Source organism: Candidatus Thioglobus sp. (assembly GCA_028228555.1).
Classification (GTDB): domain Bacteria; phylum Pseudomonadota; class Gammaproteobacteria; order PS1; family Pseudothioglobaceae; genus Thioglobus_A.
The window spans coordinates 36,043-53,566 of sequence record JAOJBP010000008.1; the positions used below are offsets into that span (position 1 = coordinate 36,043).

Annotated in this window: 17 protein-coding genes; 8 read left to right on the plus strand and 9 right to left on the minus strand. The window is 39.0% G+C overall.

Features of this window, described 5'->3' with window-relative positions; all coding sequences use genetic code 11:
• Nucleotides 1–32 precede the first annotated feature (32 nt).
• Genes purM through N9Y32_05215 form a run of 3 tightly spaced genes read left to right on the plus strand, consistent with a single transcriptional unit; the run spans nt 33 to nt 2,347 of the window.
• Entirely contained in the window at nt 33–1,034 is a 1,002-nt protein-coding gene (gene purM, locus N9Y32_05205) for a phosphoribosylformylglycinamidine cyclo-ligase (GenBank protein ID MDB2590410.1), read from the plus strand.
• Nucleotides 1,035–1,640: a phosphoribosylglycinamide formyltransferase gene (gene purN, locus N9Y32_05210; GenBank protein MDB2590411.1), complete on the plus strand. Its 606-nt coding sequence runs from the start codon at nt 1,035–1,037 to the stop codon at nt 1,638–1,640.
• Complete coding sequence (locus N9Y32_05215; protein MDB2590412.1) at nt 1,631–2,347, plus strand: DUF3108 domain-containing protein; 717 nt, start codon at nt 1,631–1,633, stop codon at nt 2,345–2,347. The genes purN and N9Y32_05215 overlap by 10 nt, the downstream gene beginning before the upstream one ends.
• On the opposite strand, the gene uvrA is transcribed toward N9Y32_05215, so the two are convergent.
• Nucleotides 2,333–5,158 (minus strand): excinuclease ABC subunit UvrA, encoded by a 2,826-nt coding sequence (gene uvrA, locus N9Y32_05220; protein ID MDB2590413.1) that lies wholly within the window; start codon nt 5,156–5,158, stop codon nt 2,333–2,335. The genes N9Y32_05215 and uvrA overlap by 15 nt on opposite strands.
• A 102-nt stretch (nt 5,159–5,260) precedes the next feature.
• On the opposite strand from uvrA, the gene pyrH reads away from it, so the two are divergent.
• Together pyrH and frr are read left to right on the plus strand one after the other, a co-directional pair.
• On the plus strand, nt 5,261–5,974 hold the full coding sequence (gene pyrH, locus N9Y32_05225) for a UMP kinase (GenBank protein ID MDB2590414.1): 714 nt from the start codon (nt 5,261–5,263) through the stop codon (nt 5,972–5,974).
• Between the two features lie 2 nt (nt 5,975–5,976).
• Nucleotides 5,977–6,534: a ribosome recycling factor gene (gene frr, locus N9Y32_05230; GenBank protein MDB2590415.1), complete on the plus strand. Its 558-nt coding sequence runs from the start codon at nt 5,977–5,979 to the stop codon at nt 6,532–6,534.
• 60 nt (nt 6,535–6,594) lie between these two features.
• On the opposite strand, the gene N9Y32_05235 is transcribed toward frr, so the two are convergent.
• A complete protein-coding gene (locus tag N9Y32_05235; GenBank protein ID MDB2590416.1) occupies nt 6,595–7,017 on the minus strand; it encodes a hypothetical protein in 423 nt (140 codons plus the stop codon).
• 81 nt (nt 7,018–7,098) lie between these two features.
• Here N9Y32_05235 and cmoB point away from each other — a divergent pair, with 81 nt between their 5' ends.
• From cmoB to bioC, 3 genes are read left to right on the plus strand one after another with little or no spacing between them, the layout of a single operon-like run.
• The gene (gene cmoB / locus N9Y32_05240; protein ID MDB2590417.1) at nt 7,099–8,022 is read left to right on the plus strand and encodes a tRNA 5-methoxyuridine(34)/uridine 5-oxyacetic acid(34) synthase CmoB; all 924 of its coding nucleotides are present in this window, start codon (nt 7,099–7,101) and stop codon (nt 8,020–8,022) included.
• Between the two features lie 13 nt (nt 8,023–8,035).
• The gene (locus tag N9Y32_05245) at nt 8,036–8,917 is read left to right on the plus strand and encodes a zinc ABC transporter substrate-binding protein (protein ID MDB2590418.1); all 882 of its coding nucleotides are present in this window, start codon (nt 8,036–8,038) and stop codon (nt 8,915–8,917) included.
• Entirely contained in the window at nt 8,905–9,693 is a 789-nt protein-coding gene (bioC, locus tag N9Y32_05250) for a malonyl-ACP O-methyltransferase BioC (GenBank protein MDB2590419.1), read from the plus strand. The genes N9Y32_05245 and bioC overlap by 13 nt, the downstream gene beginning before the upstream one ends.
• 54 nt (nt 9,694–9,747) lie before the next feature.
• On the opposite strand, the gene N9Y32_05255 is transcribed toward bioC, so the two are convergent.
• From N9Y32_05255 to nuoL, 7 genes are all read right to left on the minus strand, one after another.
• Entirely contained in the window at nt 9,748–10,668 is a 921-nt protein-coding gene (locus tag N9Y32_05255; protein MDB2590420.1) for a hypothetical protein, read from the minus strand.
• A gap of 2 nt (nt 10,669–10,670) precedes the next feature.
• Complete coding sequence (locus N9Y32_05260; protein ID MDB2590421.1) at nt 10,671–11,588, minus strand: inverse autotransporter beta domain-containing protein; 918 nt, start codon at nt 11,586–11,588, stop codon at nt 10,671–10,673.
• Between the two features lie 127 nt (nt 11,589–11,715).
• Nucleotides 11,716–11,943: a VF530 family protein gene (locus N9Y32_05265; GenBank protein MDB2590422.1), complete on the minus strand. Its 228-nt coding sequence runs from the start codon at nt 11,941–11,943 to the stop codon at nt 11,716–11,718.
• A gap of 15 nt (nt 11,944–11,958) precedes the next feature.
• The gene (locus N9Y32_05270; protein ID MDB2590423.1) at nt 11,959–12,213 is read right to left on the minus strand and encodes an RNA-binding protein; all 255 of its coding nucleotides are present in this window, start codon (nt 12,211–12,213) and stop codon (nt 11,959–11,961) included.
• A gap of 370 nt (nt 12,214–12,583) precedes the next feature.
• A complete protein-coding gene (nuoN, locus tag N9Y32_05275; GenBank protein MDB2590424.1) occupies nt 12,584–14,038 on the minus strand; it encodes an NADH-quinone oxidoreductase subunit NuoN in 1,455 nt (484 codons plus the stop codon).
• Nucleotides 14,039–14,049: 11 nt separating this feature from the next.
• Entirely contained in the window at nt 14,050–15,555 is a 1,506-nt protein-coding gene (locus N9Y32_05280; protein ID MDB2590425.1) for an NADH-quinone oxidoreductase subunit M, read from the minus strand.
• A gap of 2 nt (nt 15,556–15,557) precedes the next feature.
• Complete coding sequence (nuoL, locus tag N9Y32_05285; GenBank protein MDB2590426.1) at nt 15,558–17,522, minus strand: NADH-quinone oxidoreductase subunit L; 1,965 nt, start codon at nt 17,520–17,522, stop codon at nt 15,558–15,560.
• Nucleotides 17,523–17,524 lie beyond the last annotated feature (2 nt).

A 17,524-nucleotide genomic window follows, 5' to 3' on the forward strand; every position in this document is an offset into this window, starting at 1 on the left:
TCTAAAAAAATTAATTATACGGAAAAAACCATATGTCATCATTAACTTACCAAGACTCGGGTGTGGACATTACCAAAGGTAATGACTTAATCGAAAAAATTAAACCAATTGCAAAATCCACCATGCGTGAAGGTGTATTAGCGGGTCTTGGTGGCTTTGGCGCTATGTTTGAGTTGCCAATGCATAAATACAAAAATCCAGTTTTAATTTCTGGAACAGATGGTGTTGGTACAAAACTTAAGGTGGCCGAAATGCTTAATAAGCATGACACCATTGGTATTGATTTGGTAGCTATGTGTGTTAATGACTTAATTGTGCAAGGCGCTGAGCCGTTATTTTTTCTCGATTATTATGCGACTGGTAAGTTAAACATTGAATTAACTACATCGGTTATTCACGGTATTGGTGAAGGTTGTAAAATTTCTGGATGCGCTTTAATTGGTGGTGAAACTGCTGAAATGCCAGGCATGTATCAAGGTGAAGAATACGACCTAGCTGGATTTTGTGTTGGTATTGCAGAAAAAGACAAGGTTATCGATGGTTCAAAAGTATCTAATGGTGATCATATTGTCGCCTTAGCCTCATCAGGCCCTCATTCCAATGGTTATTCTCTGATTCGTAAAGTCTTAGAACAATCCAAGCCGACAGACGCTCAATTACAAGCGCTTATCGAGCCTACTAAAATTTATGTTAAATCAGTGTTATCTCTGATTGAAAAGCACTCAGTCCATGCAATTTCACACATCACTGGTGGCGGACTAATAGAAAACATTCCTAGAGTATTGCCGGATCACTTAGCTGCAAAGCTAGACAGTAAATCTTGGGTGATGCCTGAAATATTCCAATTTTTACAAGACAATGGTAATATTGACATCATGGAAATGTATCGCGTATTTAATTGTGGTGCCGGTATGGTTCTTGTTGTGCCTGCTGATCAAAGTGAAGCAGTCATTCAGCATATGAATGAGCAAGGTGAAAAAGCCTGGCTAATTGGTGAAATCGTTGCCAATGAAGGTAATCAAGTTATTATCTAAATGAAAGGTGTTGTCCTAATTTCTGGAAGCGGCTCAAATCTCCAATCTATTATTGATAATGCTGAAGAGATTGATCTAGATATTCAAGCGGTTATTAGCAACAAACAAGAAGCTTATGGGCTTAAACGCGCCCAAGATGCAAACATTCGCACCCATACACTTAATCACACAAAATTCTCTACTCGAGAAGCATTTGATCAACAACTAAGCCAAATTATTGATCAATATAATCCGGGTATTATTATATTGGCAGGCTTTATGCGTATTCTCACCGCAGGGTTTACACAGAAATATTCAGGAAAAATGCTTAACATTCACCCCTCTTTGTTGCCAAAATTTACAGGCCTTAATACGCATCAAAGAGCTCTTGATGCTGGTGAGAGCGAACATGGCGTAAGTATTCATTTTGTTACTGATGAGCTAGATGGTGGACCTATTATTGCTCAATCTCACGTTAAAGTCCTTAAAAATGATACCGCTGATTCACTCGCAAAACGAGTTTTAATAGAGGAGCATAAACTCTTCCCTAAAGTCATACATTGTTTTACCCAGAAACGATTATCGCTTAAAGATAATCGTGCTTTATTAGACAGCCAATGTCTATAAAAACTTCACTAATCATTATAATAGCGCTATTTTGCGCGAGCGCTCAGGCGCTTGAGCCTCATTTTGCTAAATATCAGTTATCTATTGATGGCTTAAAAATTGCAGAAGAGATTCGTACATTGCATAAACTGGAAGATAATTTTTTCTACACTGCTAACGCCAAAACTACGGGGATAGCTGAACTTGTTAAAAAATATTCTGCTGCTGCCAGCTCTTCTTTTACAATTGATGAGCTGGGTGTTGATGATATAAGTTATCAAATTATGGAGTTAGAAGATTCGCAAGTTAAAGAAAATTACTCGATTAATATTAACTCTAAACATCTTAAGGTTATATCAAACCTAACCAAAACTCAGCCTACTGCTCTAACTTGGGACACCAAGCCTGGTAGTATTGTGGATCCACTTAGTTTATTTTTAGCACTGGCTCATGACCTAGAGAAAACTCCAGATAAAACCGAATTTTTTTACCAAGTAGCTAATGGGAAGTCTGTCAAGCAGCATCATTATAAAAAAACTGGCAATCAATCAATTAGCTTAAATCAAAAAACAATTAAAGCTATTAAAATTGAAAAAATTGGTGATATTGACAAGCTAGAGGCCTATTTTTTACCAGAGTATCAGTATTTACCCATCTCAATTAAACAAGTTAAAAATGGTAGAAACTACCATTATCAAATTACTAATTATCAATTAGGTGCTTTGTAAATAACTCTGTAAGTATTGCCCTGTATATGATCCTTTAACTTTGCTCACAGTTTCTGGAGTACCTGTTGCCACGATACATCCACCTTTGTCTCCCCCTTCAGGGCCTAAATCAACAATCCAGTCAGCTGTTTTAATAACATCTAAATTGTGCTCGATAATAACAATGGTATTTTCTCTTTCACGCAGTCGATTAATTACTGATAACAATTGTTTAATGTCATGAAAATGTAAGCCCGTTGTAGGTTCATCTAAAATGTAGAGTGTTTGACCTGTATCAAGTTTTGACAATTCTTTTGCCAGCTTAATACGTTGCGCCTCACCACCTGATAAGGTAGTTGCATTTTGACCCAAGGTAATATATGACAAACCAACATCCATCAGAGTTTGTAATTTTTGCTTAATTTTTGGCATCGGTTCAAAAAACTCTACAGCCGTTTCAACTGTCATATCTAGCACCTGTGAAATGGTTTTACCCTTGTACATAATCTCTAAAGTTTCACGGTTGTACCTATCGCCATGACAAACATCACAAGGCACATAAATATCAGGCAAAAAGTGCATTTCCACTTTAATCAGCCCGTCTCCTTTACAAGCTTCACAACGACCGCCTTTGACATTAAAACTAAAGCGCCCTGCCTTATACCCTCGACTTCTGGCTTCTAGCGTTTGAGAAAAAAGGTCACGAACTAAAGAAAATATGCCTGTATAAGTAGCTGGATTAGAGCGTGGTGTTCTTCCAATTGGGCTTTGATCAATGTTGACGATTTTATCAAAATGCTCTAGCCCTGAAATACTTTCAAACTCTGCAGGTATCGTTTGTGCACGGTTTAAATCACGCGCTGCTAAGGCATACAAAGTATCATTAATCAATGTTGATTTACCCGATCCGGATACACCAGTGACACAAGTCATAACACCAACAGGAATAGCCAAATCAACCCGATTAAGGTTATTGCCATTAGCGCCTTTAATTTCAAGCCAACGATCTGAAGTTTTTCGTACACTAGGCACCTCAATACTTTGTCTGCCACTCAGATAATCACCCGTTAAAGATTTTGGATTGTCTGCCACTTCCTGTGGTGTGCCAGCTGCAATAATCTCACCACCATGCATGCCAGCACCAGGACCAATATCAATTACATAATCTGCTTGCATAATAGCATCTTCATCATGCTCAACCACAATTACAGTATTACCAATATCTCGAAGATACGTCAGTGTGTTTAAAAGTTTTTGGTTGTCTCGCTGATGAAGTCCAATAGAGGGCTCGTCTAAAACATACAAAACACCCATGAGTCCTGCACCAATTTGACTGGCCAGACGAATTCGTTGAGCCTCACCACCTGATAAAGAGTTTGCTCTTCGATCAAGGCTTAGATAATCAAGTCCAACATTTATCAAAAACTCCAATCGCTGGATGATTTCTTTTAAAACCGTATCAGCAATTTTGGCCCTAGAACCTTCTAGCTCGAGTGAATTTAAAAACTCATAGATATTAGCAATGGAAAGCTTGGTGATATAAGACAAATTTTTCCCGCCAATAAAGACATTTCTAGCTGCTTCGTTCAGTCGATCGCCATCACACTCTTTACAATCTTGACTGACCACATAGCGAGATAATTCTTCACGAACTGAGCGAATTTCACTCTCTTCATAGCGACGCATCATGCGCGGAATAACACCCTCAAAAGGTTTGGCTTTATTCGACCAACCCTTACGTCCTTTTATTTTGGAAAAATCAATCTCATCTTCACCACTACCATAAAGTACAATATTTTTGTGCTCATCGCTTAAGTCTTCATAAGTAGTTTCAATATCAAATCCATAAAACTGACCCACCAACATTAAGATTTGATAAAAATAAGCATTAGAGCGACCCCAGCCATAAATTGCACCATCGGCCAAACTAAGCCCTGGGTTTGCAACCACCTTGTGTGCGTCAAACATATCTTTAACACCCAAACCATCGCAAGTCGGACAAGCGCCCACTGGATTGTTAAAAGAAAAAAGCCTTGGCTCTAATTCAGTCAGTGAGTAGCCACATTCAATACAAGAAAATTTGGCAGAAAATACCATTTCATCCCAAGTTGGCTCCTCATCCATTGGCAATACTTTAACTAAGCCACTGCTTAAATTAAGTGCTGTTTCTAATGATTCAGATAGGCGAGATGCAATATCTTCACGAACTTTAAGACGATCAATAACAATTTCAATTGTATGGTTGGTTTTGCCATTCAACTCTTCCATTTCGTCCATATACATCACTTCACCATCAACTCTAGCGCGTAAAAATCCTTGATGTGATAATTCTTCTAGTAATTTTTTATGACTACCCTTGCGATTTTGCACGATGGGCGCTAATAGCATAATCTTTTCACCCTCAGGCAAAGCGATAATACTATCAACCATTTGGGAGATGGTTTGTGATTGAAGATCAATCTCATGCTCTGGACACTTTGGAATACCGGCGCGAGCAAACAATAATCTTAAATAATCATAAATCTCAGTGATCGTGCCAACCGTTGAGCGTGGGTTGTGCGATGTGGCTTTTTGCTCAATAGAAATTGCTGGAGATAATCCTTCAATATGGTCAACATCTGGCTTTTCCATAAGAGATAAAAACTGTCTTGCGTAAGCTGACAATGACTCAACATAACGCCTTTGTCCTTCTGCATAAATAGTATCAAAAGCCAAAGATGACTTACCAGAGCCAGATAAACCTGTGATGACCACCAGCTTATTTCTCGGTATGTTGACATCAATATTCTTTAAATTGTGAACGCGAGCGCCACGTATGCTAATCTGATCCATATGCAAGGTTAAATTATGTCGGACAAAGGGTTCATTATAACGAGCAAGCTAGGTAAAATCACTCTATTCTTTATATGACTATTACTAATACCTAAACTAAGCATGAACAAATACAAACGCATCTTATTAAAACTTAGCGGTGAAGCACTTGCCAGCTCTGAAAATACTGTTGATCCAGCCACTTTAGATAAAGTTGTTGGCATTATTAAATCTGTGCAGAATCAAGGCGTGGAAATTGGTATTGTTGTTGGTGGTGGTAATATTTTTCGCGGTGCGGCACTAGCCCAAGCTGGCATGAACCGTGTCACTGGTGATCATATGGGCATGCTCGCTACCGTCATAAACGCACTGGCTATTTCAGATTCTTGTCGTAAAAATGATGTTGATGTATTAGTTATGTCTGGCTTTCCAATTGGTGGTGGTGTTTGTGAGCCAATGGATCATAACAAAGCTAAGCAAGCACTGAGCGAAGGCAAAGTGGTTATTTTCTCAGCAGGTACAGGTTCTCCTTGTTTTACTACAGATACTGGTGCCACACTTAGAGCTATTGAAATTGGTGCAGATGCGGTATTTAAAGCCACCAAAGTAGACGGCGTTTATACTGCTGACCCAATGAAAGACCCTAGTGCAACGCGCTATGATACATTAAGCTTTGATGAAGCTATTTCAAAAAATCTACAGATTATGGATACCTCAGCCTTTGCCATGTGTCGTGAACATCATATTGAAATCTGTGTCTTTAGCATGCTTGAAGATGCTAACACGTTATCTAATATTCTTAAGGGTGAATCCTTAGGAACCATTGTAAGGAACTAATTATGTTAAATGAAATTCAACAAGATGCTCAAGATCGTATGACTAAAAGCATCGCATCACTTGAAACCAACTTTGGAAAAATTAGAGCAGGTCGTGCACACCCTTCACTGCTTGAGCAGGTTCAAGTAGAGTATTACGGATCAATGGTGCCTTTATCGCAAGTGGGCAACATTGTTGCTGAAGATTCACGCACACTTAAGGTTTCTGTTTGGGAAAAGGATATGTCAGCAGCAGTAGAAAAAGCTATCATGACTTCAGACTTAGGACTGAATCCTCAAACCATGGGTCAAGTCATTCGCATCCCCCTTCCTCCATTAACTGAAGAGCGAAGACGTAATTTAGTTAAAGTTGTTAGAGATGAAGCTGAAAATGCCAAAATTGCAATTCGTAATATTCGTCGAGACGCTAACTCTGATTTTAAAGATCTTTTAAAAGAAAAAGAAGTTTCAGAGGATGAGGCTAGAAAAGCTGAAGAAAATGTTCAAAAAATAACAGATGCCAGTGTTAAAGAAGTAGAATCAAAATTAGCTGATAAAGAAAATTCACTACTAGAGATTTAAACTTTTCTCTATACGAAAAAAAAGCCTGCAATTGCAGGCTTTTTTTGTTCTTGCTATAGTCTATTTAAATGATTCAGCATTAAAGCTAAAACGTCCAATACAGTTATAGTAATCTTCCCAACGCTCTGGAGAGAACAATGTACCCATTGAATCAATAGGACCAGTGTTGTATTCAGAACCAAGCGCTAGTGCAGCTTTAAATCTAGCAATGTTAGAATCTGATAAGCCTAATTTATCTTGACAAGCTTGATGTGCTCTTTGTGTTACCGCAACACCTGAGGGTGTTTTACCAATCACTTTGCTTAATGTCATTGTGTCTGGTGCTTGCTCAGTAATGACAGTTTTTTCAGTCACAGGCTGCATTGAGTCAAAAGACTCTACTGGACCCATGTCACGGTCATCACCACCAGCAATAATGCTAGTCGCTAATGTTATTGCTGCTACAAAAGTTAATGTTTTAATCGTCATATCTTCAATCTCCAAATAATTTAAAATTCATCTTTACCATTATATTTTATATCACCTTGGTTTTTTATGATTAACGATTTTGAAAAATATTGTAATATGACAATCCTATCATCTATTTGTGATCAATTAGTTGAATTATCAAACCAAGCATTCTCAGTAAATAATGGCAATATTCCCAAATGGGAGCGGGCAATTGCCGATATTCAACAAATACAGCCTGGTAAAGCTACGTTTAAGCATCCTTATGTTTGTATTGACACTCAAGTGGATATTGAAAACCTAACCCAGTCTTTAAAACAGCTTATGCCTTGGCGAAAAGGCCCTTATCAAATTGGCAATTTAGCACTTGAGAGCGAATGGCGTGGCGATATGAAATGGGATCGAATCAAGGATCATATAAAACCACTCGCTGGTAAGTCTGTTTTGGATGTTGGCTCTGGCAATGGCTATTTCACCTATTTAATGGCCATGCAAGGTGCTGAAATTGCTGTTGGTATCGAGCCATTTTTGCTCTTTAATTATCAATTCCAAGCTATTCGTACATTGATAAGTCAGCCACTAAAAGCTTATGTTTTGCCTTTAAAACTAGAGCAAATGCCTGAAGGATCTTCATTTGACAGTGTTTTTTCTATGGGTGTTTTGTACCACCAAAAAGATCACATGCTGCATCTTAAACAACTCATGAACGTCATGACAGATGATGCTGAACTTATTTTAGAAACTTTAATTATCGACCAGCAGCATGGTGATCAAATTATTCCACAAGATCGTTATGCTCGCATGCGAAATGTTTGGTGTTTACCATCCACTGACACACTACACACTTGGCTACAGACAGCGGGTTTTAAAAATATAAAGCTTGTTGATGTCACCAAAACCACGCCAGAAGAGCAGCGAGCCACACATTGGATTGGCGACAATACACAATCTATCAAAGATTTTCTAGATCCAAATGATGACAATTTAACCATCGAAGGATTGCCTGCACCTAAGCGGGCTGTCTTCATTTGCCAAAAATAGTATAATCACCAACATGAAATTTCACCTACCTTTTATCGCCCTGCTATTTGCCACTAATATCCTTGCCGGCCCAAACATTGTGGTGAGCATTAAACCCATTCATTCAATTGTAAGTGCTCTTACTCAGGGCGTTAGCACACCAACATTACTACTGAGTGGCAATCAATCAGCACACCATGCGCATCTAAAGCCGTCACAAATATCTTTACTTGAACAAGCTGATTTAGTAGTGATTGTTCATCCTGATTTTGAAGAAGGTTTAGCCAAATCTATTCGTAATATTCAAGCAGATAAAGTACTAACGGTTGATCAAAGTGAAGACGAGCAAGGTCACGAGCATGAGCATGAGCACGAGCATGAACATGAGCACGAACATACCGGCTCAGTTAATCATCATAGTTGGTTAAATATAGAAGATATGCGCAGTTTTACTCAGGCACTAGGCCAAAGACTTATAAAAATTGATGCAAAAAACAAAGCTATTTATCTTGCCAATTTAGACGCGCTTAAACTTAAGCTAGATGAGCTTCAAGATACTACTCAACAACAATTATCAAACTATACCAACCAGCCATTAATCACTTATAATAATGCATTTGAGCATTTTATTGAAAATTACAAGCTTAAGAGTGTTGGCAGTGTAAGTCGTCAACATGGTGAAAATCTAAGCATCTATAAAATCTTAAAAGCCAAACAAATCATCAAAGATGAGAAAGTTACTTGCTTGTTCTTCACTACTGAAACCCAGCATAAGCGTATTAACGCCTTAACCGAAGGTTTGAAAATTAAAACAGCAGATATTGATATTATCGGCTTTGATATTAAATCGGGTGCTGATCATTATTTAAAACTCATACAAGGTATCACTTATAAGGCTGTGCAGTGTCTCAAGTAAGAGCAGCTTTTAATAAAGCCTCAAGTGATTATGAAGAGCATGCATTCTTGCAAAAAGAAATAGCCACTCGACTCAGTAAAAAACTTGATGTTATTACCACCAAGTCTGATGTTATTCTTGATTTAGGTGCTGGTACAGGGCTACTGTCTCAGCAGCTTGAAAAGCGTTTTGTGAACTCGCAAATTATCTGCCTAGATTTTGCCCAAAACTCTCTTAAGCATAACCCAGCAAACCACAAAATTTGTGCTAATGCTAGTCATCTACCTTTGGCTGATAACAGTGTTGATATCGTTGTTTCAAGTTTAATGATGCAGTGGTGTCCTGATCTAAATCAGCTATTCTCAGAGATCCATAGAGTACTTAAAAATGATGGATTAATCCTATTCTCTACCTTTGGTCCAGACACCCTTAAAGAGCTAAAAAAGAGCTGGTCAGTGGTGGACAACGAAACCCATGTCAATACCTTCACTGACATGCACGACATTGGCGATCAACTCTTACAAAATGGCTTTCAATCTCCAGTGATGGAAATGGAGCATCTAACACTCACCTATCAAAGCGTTATTGATCTTCTAAGAGACTTAAAAGCCATCGGCGCACAAAGTGTTAACTCGCGCTCAAAATCACTCATGGGTAAGGATAAGTTTCAGCTAATGATCCAGATGTACGAATCTTACCGACAAGATGGCAAGCTCCCCGCTAGCTATGAAGTGATTTATGGCCATGCTTGGAAGCGAGTCTCTGAGCTTGGTGCAATTCAATTAAGCAACGGCTAAAAAAAATAGCAACCAAAGTTGCTATTTAAGAAAAACTGTACCATCTATCAATTACTACTCAACACTAAACTTCACAGCAAACGGACCCGAGCCCATGCTTCTTATATTGTTTATTGAATCCAGGCCAGTCCAGATAACTTGAGAACCTTGACTTACTGAAAAACTACTCACAAAAGTACTGGTATCATCACTAACAGTAATTACATCTCCAAGTGTAACAAACCCAACCAGCCTAGCAACAGCTGCAGAGGTAGTAGCCTGTACCAAATTTGTGTCAGTTAAATAGGCTTCAACCGTAGCGTCACCAACGGGTAGAGGGCCAACATGAGCATCTGCTGAATCGATGGAGATATCAGCACCGCCAAAAGAATCTTGAACATAAATAGTTTCTCCTGGTGCTGGCGTACTTCCACAATCGGCCAAATAAGTAGTCCTTGTGGCCGCATCCATTGCAACTAAAGTTCCACTTCCATCATATGCAGTTGTTGTTAGCGAATCTCTTGTAGTGCCTGCCAACGTCCAACATGTTGTTCCAGTATTTGCTGAGAGCCCTCTATAAGTCGTATTAAAGGTTTTTGTAGAAGTGATGCGGAATTCAGGTGCCATAATTACATAGCCATAGGCGTAGGTGCCATTATCTGGACGGGTAAAAGTGCCTGGTATGGCAGAATTAACACCGTTAGCGACCGTAATCAATCCGCCATTTGCAATTGTGCTAATTGGAGTACAGGCAGTTGCTAAGTTGGCCAGAGTTGGCGCTGTTGCGCATACGCCCATTTCATAAATTTTGATTTTATAAATATCTGGCTCTGTAAGACATTCCGGCGTACCAACAGATAAAGTAGTAGTAATTTTATCAGCACTTGATCCCGCTCCGGTACAAGCAACAGGGCCATCTGCATTGGACAAATTAGACCAAGTGACGAACAGTAAGAAAACAAAAAGGGTTGGTATGGTTTTTTTATAATTATTCATGATTAAAATCCTCTTGCAACAGCGCTAAATTTTGTCTGCTTAACAATACGATTTTCACGCTTGACTAAGTCGTATTTTTGTGTGGTTAGCTTGGTTAGTTGGTACGCAGTATCTGCTGTATTAAATAGAGTTGGGCGCTTGGCTTCATTACCGAAGTTCCAGTTGTAGCTCAGTGCAATTCTATTTTTATCTGGCGTTGCTGCACTATCATAATCCGTACGAATAATATTCAAAGTTAAATTATCAGATAACGCACCGCCTAAAGCATATTTTTTGCCTTTAGCATCTGTCGCGCCTTCAACGCCTTCCCATTTGTACTTAGTGTATTCAAAGAATGCACCTGGCATATATGGCAAAGCAAGCTTTAAGCTGATATCCTCACCATCAAGCGCTGATTGATCGGTGCCACTTTTATCAGTAATAAAGCCTGTAATAGCGTGATATTTGTTTGCTCGCAACTGTACTGCTGAGCTGACTAGCTCAGCACCAATGCTTGAGCGTTTGTGATCATTTGGAAATTCTTGATCATAAAAGGCATTCACGCCACCCATCCAAGTTTGATCAGCGTTGAGCATTCGATAACCTAAGCCTAAGTTAAGTGTGGTACGACTATCGAAACGATTAATACCGATTTGATTAAACAAAAATGCATTTGGGTTAGCCTCGTCATAAGCTTTAAGTGCGCCAAGTTCAAACTCTGGTGAGCCGTCGTTAAACTCTATGTTAAGTTCTACTTTATCATAGATACTGTTTAAGCCTTTTAAGCTAGCCTCTTCAACATAAGATTCAGTAGCATTAATAGCTTTGTTTTTTAAGCTGTCAACTACTTGACTGACGACTTGTGCATTGGCACCAAACGACAAGCCTAGGGCTAGTGTAACGCCAGCGCTGAGTACGGTAGTTTTTAACGGTTTAATCATGAGGATCTCTAATTAATTCAAAAAAAAATCAGTTTAATCAAAATAAGTTTTTTTTCAAGAACCATTTTGACCTATATCAAGATAATTGCGGAATACCGCTATATAAGAAAGAAAAATAGCAATAAAACTACTGCTTTAAATACAGTTGCTCAACTTTTTGTCTTGCCCAGGGGGTTTTTCGTAGAAACTTTAAGCTAGAATTAATACTAGGATTACTCTTAAAGCAGTTTATGTCAATACGCTTGGCCAACTCTTCCCAGCCAAAATGCTGTACTAAGTCAGTGACGATCGTTTTGAGTGTAAGACCGTGGAGTGGGTCTTGATGATGAATATTGTTTTCTTGATCCGAGCCCATTACTAATGCTTAAAGCTACTTAGCATCGTTTGTTTTTTCTGCTTTTTTGACTCTAATCTTATTGCCATTAACAGGTTTGCCATTAAGACCTTGTATAGCTGCTTTGGCATCGCCAACTTTTGCGATCTCGACAAAGCCAAAACCTTTAGATTCGCCTGTTGTTTTGTCTAATACGATTGTGCAAGATTGCACATCACCATAGGCTTCAAACAATTCTTTAAGTCCGTTTTCTAATAGTGTGCGAGGAAGGTTTCTTATTAATATTTTCATTGATTGAGCGTGTTGTGTTGAGTGCGAATAGTTTTTATTTCAATAGTATGAGTAATACCATGTAATGACTTATGCATTATAGGCAATCCACTCCAAGGGTTAGCGTTTTCTTGATTTAAAACTAGAATATCTTTGAAATAGTGCCAGATTATTGAAACTATCTTTTAAGAAATATTGGAAATAATCAAAATAGGGCCAAATTGTTATCAAATAAGGACTTTTACTAGATAAATACTCGTAAAAACCTTGGTTTATGGGCTTAAAGCGTGATTTTTATAAGAATTTTGGCAATTTATAGGTCAAATAACGCATACAAACACCAAAACTTATCAAGCTAATAAAAATTTGGCAAATATTGCCAATCAGCCCTTTAGAACAATGAAAGAGAGAGTTTTATCCAAAAATCTGGGAATATACCAACCACTAAAATTAATACTGCATTGATTGATAAAACTAGCTGCATATCCATCGGTGCAACAATAGTGATATCTTTATCAGACTCTTCAAAGTACATGGATTTGATAATTTGTAAATAATAATAAGCACTAATCACAGCAAACACCACCGCCACCACTGCAAGTGTTACAAAGCCAGCTGAGATGACTTGTTGCAGTATAAAGAATTTGGCATAAAAGCCAATAAAAGGTGGCACACCTGCCATGGATAGCATGACCACTAACATCATTAATGCAAACCAAGGTGAGTGCTTACTAAGGCCTTTAAAGTCTGAGATTTGATCCGCTTCAAAGCCTTTTTTGTTCAGAAGAATAACAATACCAAATGCCGCTAAGCTCATCAAAATATAGACAAATACGTAAAAAACTGCCGCACCATATCCACTGATAACACCGGTAACAAAGCCTAGCATAATAAAGCCAACGTGCGAGATGGTGGAATACGCCAATAAACGTTTGATGTTCGTTTGCATCAGTGCAACTACCGAGCCAAGTGCGATAGACAACACGGCTAGCACCATAAACAAATCTGCCCAATAAGCATGCATTGCACCTAGACCGTCTACCAAGATACGAACCAACATAGCAACCGCTGCTACTTTTGGCACGGTGGATAAAAATAGCGTTACTGAAGTTGGCGCACCTTGATAGACATCTGGCACCCACATATGAAACGGCACAGCACCTAGTTTAAAGGCAATACCGATGACTAAAAATACCAGGCCAAAATTTAAAATAAGGGTTTCTCTTGAAGCTAGGTCGGCGTTAGCAGCAAAATTAGCAATGTCGGTGATATTAATACTACCACTAATACCGTAAATCATGCTCATGCCGTAAAGTAACAAGCCTGATGCGATAGCGCCTAGCACAAAATATTTTAGTGCTGCTTCTACCGCACCTGCTCGCTCTCGTGCAATGGCGATAAGGGTGTAAAGTGATAAAGATAAAATTTCTAATCCGAGATATAGCGTTAATAAGCTATAGCCCGAAACCATTACCATCATGCCTAATACGGATAAAAGTACCAAGACAAAATACTCGCCTCTGAATAGTGCATGCTGAATAAGATAATGGCGGGTATAAACCATAGCCACCATAGTTGAGCCAATCATGAAGACTTTAAAGACCGAAGCCATGTTGTCTAAAATAAACGAGCCACTAAAGATGATGGTTTGCGGTTGATCGATTAAATTAAAAGCCATTACACCTGTGATGAATAAGCTAATTTGCATTAAATAATAGGTAGCTTGCTTGAAAGGCTTGGTTAAAAATAGGTCTAATAAAAGCACTACCACAATCGCACCTAATAAGAATATTTCAGGCAAAGCAGCCCATAAAGTTGATGTGTCAAATGTGTACATATTATTCATAATGCTAATACTTAAAGTTTAGAGGTTAAGGCTTGGTTTAATAAGTGCTCAATGGAAACATGCATAACGTCAATCACGGGCTGTGGGTATAAACCCATCGCAACCACTGCAACAGCCAGTATCGCCAAGATGCCAAACTCTCTAGCATTAATATCTGACAAGGTTGAAACAGCTGGGTTAGTTACTTCACCCCAAAATACGCGCTTAACCATCCATAAAGTATATGCAGCACCAACGATAAGCGTGGTTCCGGCTAAAACAGCGTACCAAATATTAGCTTGCATCACGCCAAGAATCACCATAAATTCACCCACAAAACCTGAGGTGCCTGGCAAGCCAGCATTGGCCATAGCAAATAACACCGCAAAGCCTGTAAACTTAGGCATGGAGTTGATTACACCGCCGTAGGTGGAGATTTCTCTTGAATGAAGACGGTCATATAAAACACCCACTACTAAGAACATAGCAGCAGATATAAAGCCGTGAGAAATCATTTGAATCATCGCACCCTCAAGACCAAGCAGCGCGCCTTCTGCTGCGCCTGGCGTGTAGGCTAGGAATAAAGCAAAGACACCAAGTGTTACAAAACCCATGTGTGAGATTGATGAATAAGCGATAAGCTTTTTCATATCGCGCTGAACCAAAGCCACAAAGCCAATATAAACAATGGCAATCAAAGAAAGAATAATTACGATTTCTGAAAACTCTAAAGAAGCATCTGGCGTGATCGGCAATGAAAAACGAAAGAAACCATAACCACCCATTTTAAGCATGATGGCTGCTAGAATAACTGAGCCACCCGTTGGCGCTTGAACGTGCGCATCTGGTAGCCAAGTGTGTACAGGAAACATCGGCACTTTAACGGCAAAAGCCATGAAGAATGCCCAGAAAATCCAAGCTTGCTCGCTAGCACTTAAGCTAAGATTATGCATATCTAGGATAGAAAATGAGCCACCTTTGTTGTACATATATATGAGCGATACCAACATAAATACCGAGCCCAAAAACGTATACAAGAAGAACTTGATCGCAGCATAAACTCGGTTGTCGCCACCCCACACACCAATAATCAACAACATTGGAATCAGTGATGCTTCCCAAAATGCGTAAAAAAGAATGCCGTCAAGTGCAGAAAACACACCAATGATTAATCCTTCCATCATCAAGAATGCAGCCATATAGTGTGCTGGGCGCGTTTGAATAACCTCCCAACCTGCAATCAATACCAAAATACTTGAAAATGTTGTAAGGATAATCAATGGCATTGAAATGCCATCTACACCAATATGATAGTAAACATCAAACTGAGAAATCCAAGAAACCTTCTCTTCAAATTGCATTAGATGAGTGCTTGAGTCAAACTCGGTGTACAAGCTCAGTGACATAATAAACACCACAATAGAGAGCGAAACACTCAACCAACGTGCTGTATTAGCTCGCTCGTTGCCCAGCCAAATAACCAATGCACCGCCAAAAATTGGCAGCCAAATTAACAAACTAAGTAATGAATTATCCATCGTTAAAGCTCAAGTAGTGGGTTATCACCTGCAAACAGTACCCAAGTTAAAATAATTAATAAACTAACAATCATGAAAAATGCATAATGATAAACATAGCCTGTTTGTATTGGGCGCACTATCGAGGCGATAAACCCAACAAATCTTGCACTGCCATTGACGAGTATTTTGTCAATTAGGCCAGAATCTGACACCTTCCATAAGAAGTTACCGAGTTTTTTAATACCGCCTACAAAGACAATATCATTAAAACGATCAAAACCATAAAGTGACTCTAAGACGTAGTTACTGCGATGAAATTTCTTTTGAATCCAGTCTGCCCATTGCGATCTATAAAGTGTCAACACCCAAGCACTAGCAATACCACCAACCATCATCCAGAAAGGTAGTGTTTGTAACGCATGAGGAATCATCCTATTGGCGCCATGAAAATTAGCTTCAAGACTTGCCATTGAAGTATGATTTGCAGCCACTGTGATGGCATTATCTAGCCAGCCATTAAACAGCATTGGGTCAATAGTAAGATAACCAATCACCGCAGATGGTATCGCCAAAGCCACTAGAGGTAAAGTAATACTAAAAGGTGATTCTTTGACATGTGACGCCGTATGTTCATCCATTCTTGACTCACCATGAAAGACCAAAAAGAACATCCTGAGCGAATAGAAGGCCGTAATAAAGACACCAATAACAACGGCGACATAAACCCAATCAGAAAATGGTAATTGAGAGAAATGTACCGCTTCGATGATCATATCTTTTGAATAAAAACCTGCAAAGCCTGGGAAGCCAATAAGTGCCAATGTACCAATTAATGAAGTCCAATAAGTGATTGGCATTTTTTTACGCAAACCACCCATCTTACGAATATCTTGTTTGTGGTGTAGTGCTACAATTACAGAGCCCGCTGCTAAGAAAAGTAGCGCCTTAAAAAAAGCGTGAGTCATTAGGTGAAAAATAGCCACTGAGTATGCGCTCACACCCAATGCTACAGTCATGTATCCAAGTTGTGAGAGTGTTGAATAAGCCACTACTTTTTTAATATCGTTTTGTACAATACCTAATAAGCCCATAAATAAGGCAGTAATCGCACCGATTACCATAACCACTATTAGGGCTGTTTCACTAAGCTCAAACATGGGTGACATACGAGACACCATAAAGATGCCGGCGGTTACCATGGTAGCCGCATGAATTAATGCTGAGATTGGTGTTGGACCTTCCATCGAACCAGGTAGCCAAACGTGAAGCGGAACTTGGGCAGATTTACCCATGGCACCTATGAATAGCAAAATACAAATAACAGTGATAACGCTGGTGCCGTCAAGCATGGTTACGCCAGTGACATTTCCTAGGCTTGCAAATACTTCGACATAATCTAGCGAGCCAAAATACATAAGCACCAAAGCAATACCTAGCAAAAAGCCAAAATCACCCACACGATTAACTAAAAAAGCTTTTAAGTTTGCTTCAACAGCGCTCTCTTTATGATGCCAGAAGCCAATTAACAGGTATGAGACCAAACCAACTGCCTCCCAACCAAAGAATAGTTGCATGAAATTATTACTCATCACCAGCATAAACATGGCGAAAGTGAATAGCGAGATATAGCTAAAAAACTTAGTGTAGCCGGCATCATCATGCATATAGCCAATCGTATAAATATGTACCATAAGCGATACAAACGACACCACTACGAGCATAATGGCAGTTAAGTTGTCGATTAAAAATCCAACACTAACATTAAGATCGCCAATTTGCATCCAGGTGTAAAGGTTTTGGTTAAAAACCTCACCACCTTCTAGCACATGATGATTGAAAACATAAAAAGATAGAATGGTGGATATTAGCACACCTGAAATTGTTATAACAGTGGTTGCCATTCTTCCAAGTAACGAGCCAAAAAATCCGGCAAAGATCGCTCCTACCAAAGGCGCCAAAGCAATTGTTAAATATATTTGCTCCATCA

Excerpts from the sequence above, each read along its gene's own strand:
- cmoB (MDB2590417.1), top strand. The coding sequence starts at position 7,099 with ATGACAATCCTATCATCTATTTGTGATCAATTAGTTGAATTATCAAAC.
- nuoL (MDB2590426.1), bottom strand. The coding sequence starts at position 17,522 with ATGGAGCAAATATATTTAACAATTGCTTTGGCGCCTTTGGTAGGAGCG.
- N9Y32_05265 (MDB2590422.1), bottom strand. The coding sequence starts at position 11,943 with ATGGGCTCGGATCAAGAAAACAATATTCATCATCAAGACCCACTCCAC.
- pyrH (MDB2590414.1), top strand. The coding sequence starts at position 5,261 with ATGAACAAATACAAACGCATCTTATTAAAACTTAGCGGTGAAGCACTT.
- N9Y32_05270 (MDB2590423.1), bottom strand. The coding sequence starts at position 12,213 with ATGAAAATATTAATAAGAAACCTTCCTCGCACACTATTAGAAAACGGA.
- purN (MDB2590411.1), top strand. The coding sequence starts at position 1,035 with ATGAAAGGTGTTGTCCTAATTTCTGGAAGCGGCTCAAATCTCCAATCT.
- N9Y32_05260 (MDB2590421.1), bottom strand. The coding sequence starts at position 11,588 with ATGATTAAACCGTTAAAAACTACCGTACTCAGCGCTGGCGTTACACTA.
- N9Y32_05245 (MDB2590418.1), top strand. The coding sequence starts at position 8,036 with ATGAAATTTCACCTACCTTTTATCGCCCTGCTATTTGCCACTAATATC.
- uvrA (MDB2590413.1), bottom strand. The coding sequence starts at position 5,158 with ATGGATCAGATTAGCATACGTGGCGCTCGCGTTCACAATTTAAAGAAT.
- N9Y32_05215 (MDB2590412.1), top strand. The coding sequence starts at position 1,631 with ATGTCTATAAAAACTTCACTAATCATTATAATAGCGCTATTTTGCGCG.
- N9Y32_05255 (MDB2590420.1), bottom strand. The coding sequence starts at position 10,668 with ATGAATAATTATAAAAAAACCATACCAACCCTTTTTGTTTTCTTACTG.
- nuoN (MDB2590424.1), bottom strand. The coding sequence starts at position 14,038 with ATGAATAATATGTACACATTTGACACATCAACTTTATGGGCTGCTTTG.
- N9Y32_05280 (MDB2590425.1), bottom strand. The coding sequence starts at position 15,555 with ATGGATAATTCATTACTTAGTTTGTTAATTTGGCTGCCAATTTTTGGC.
- frr (MDB2590415.1), top strand. The coding sequence starts at position 5,977 with ATGTTAAATGAAATTCAACAAGATGCTCAAGATCGTATGACTAAAAGC.
- purM (MDB2590410.1), top strand. The coding sequence starts at position 33 with ATGTCATCATTAACTTACCAAGACTCGGGTGTGGACATTACCAAAGGT.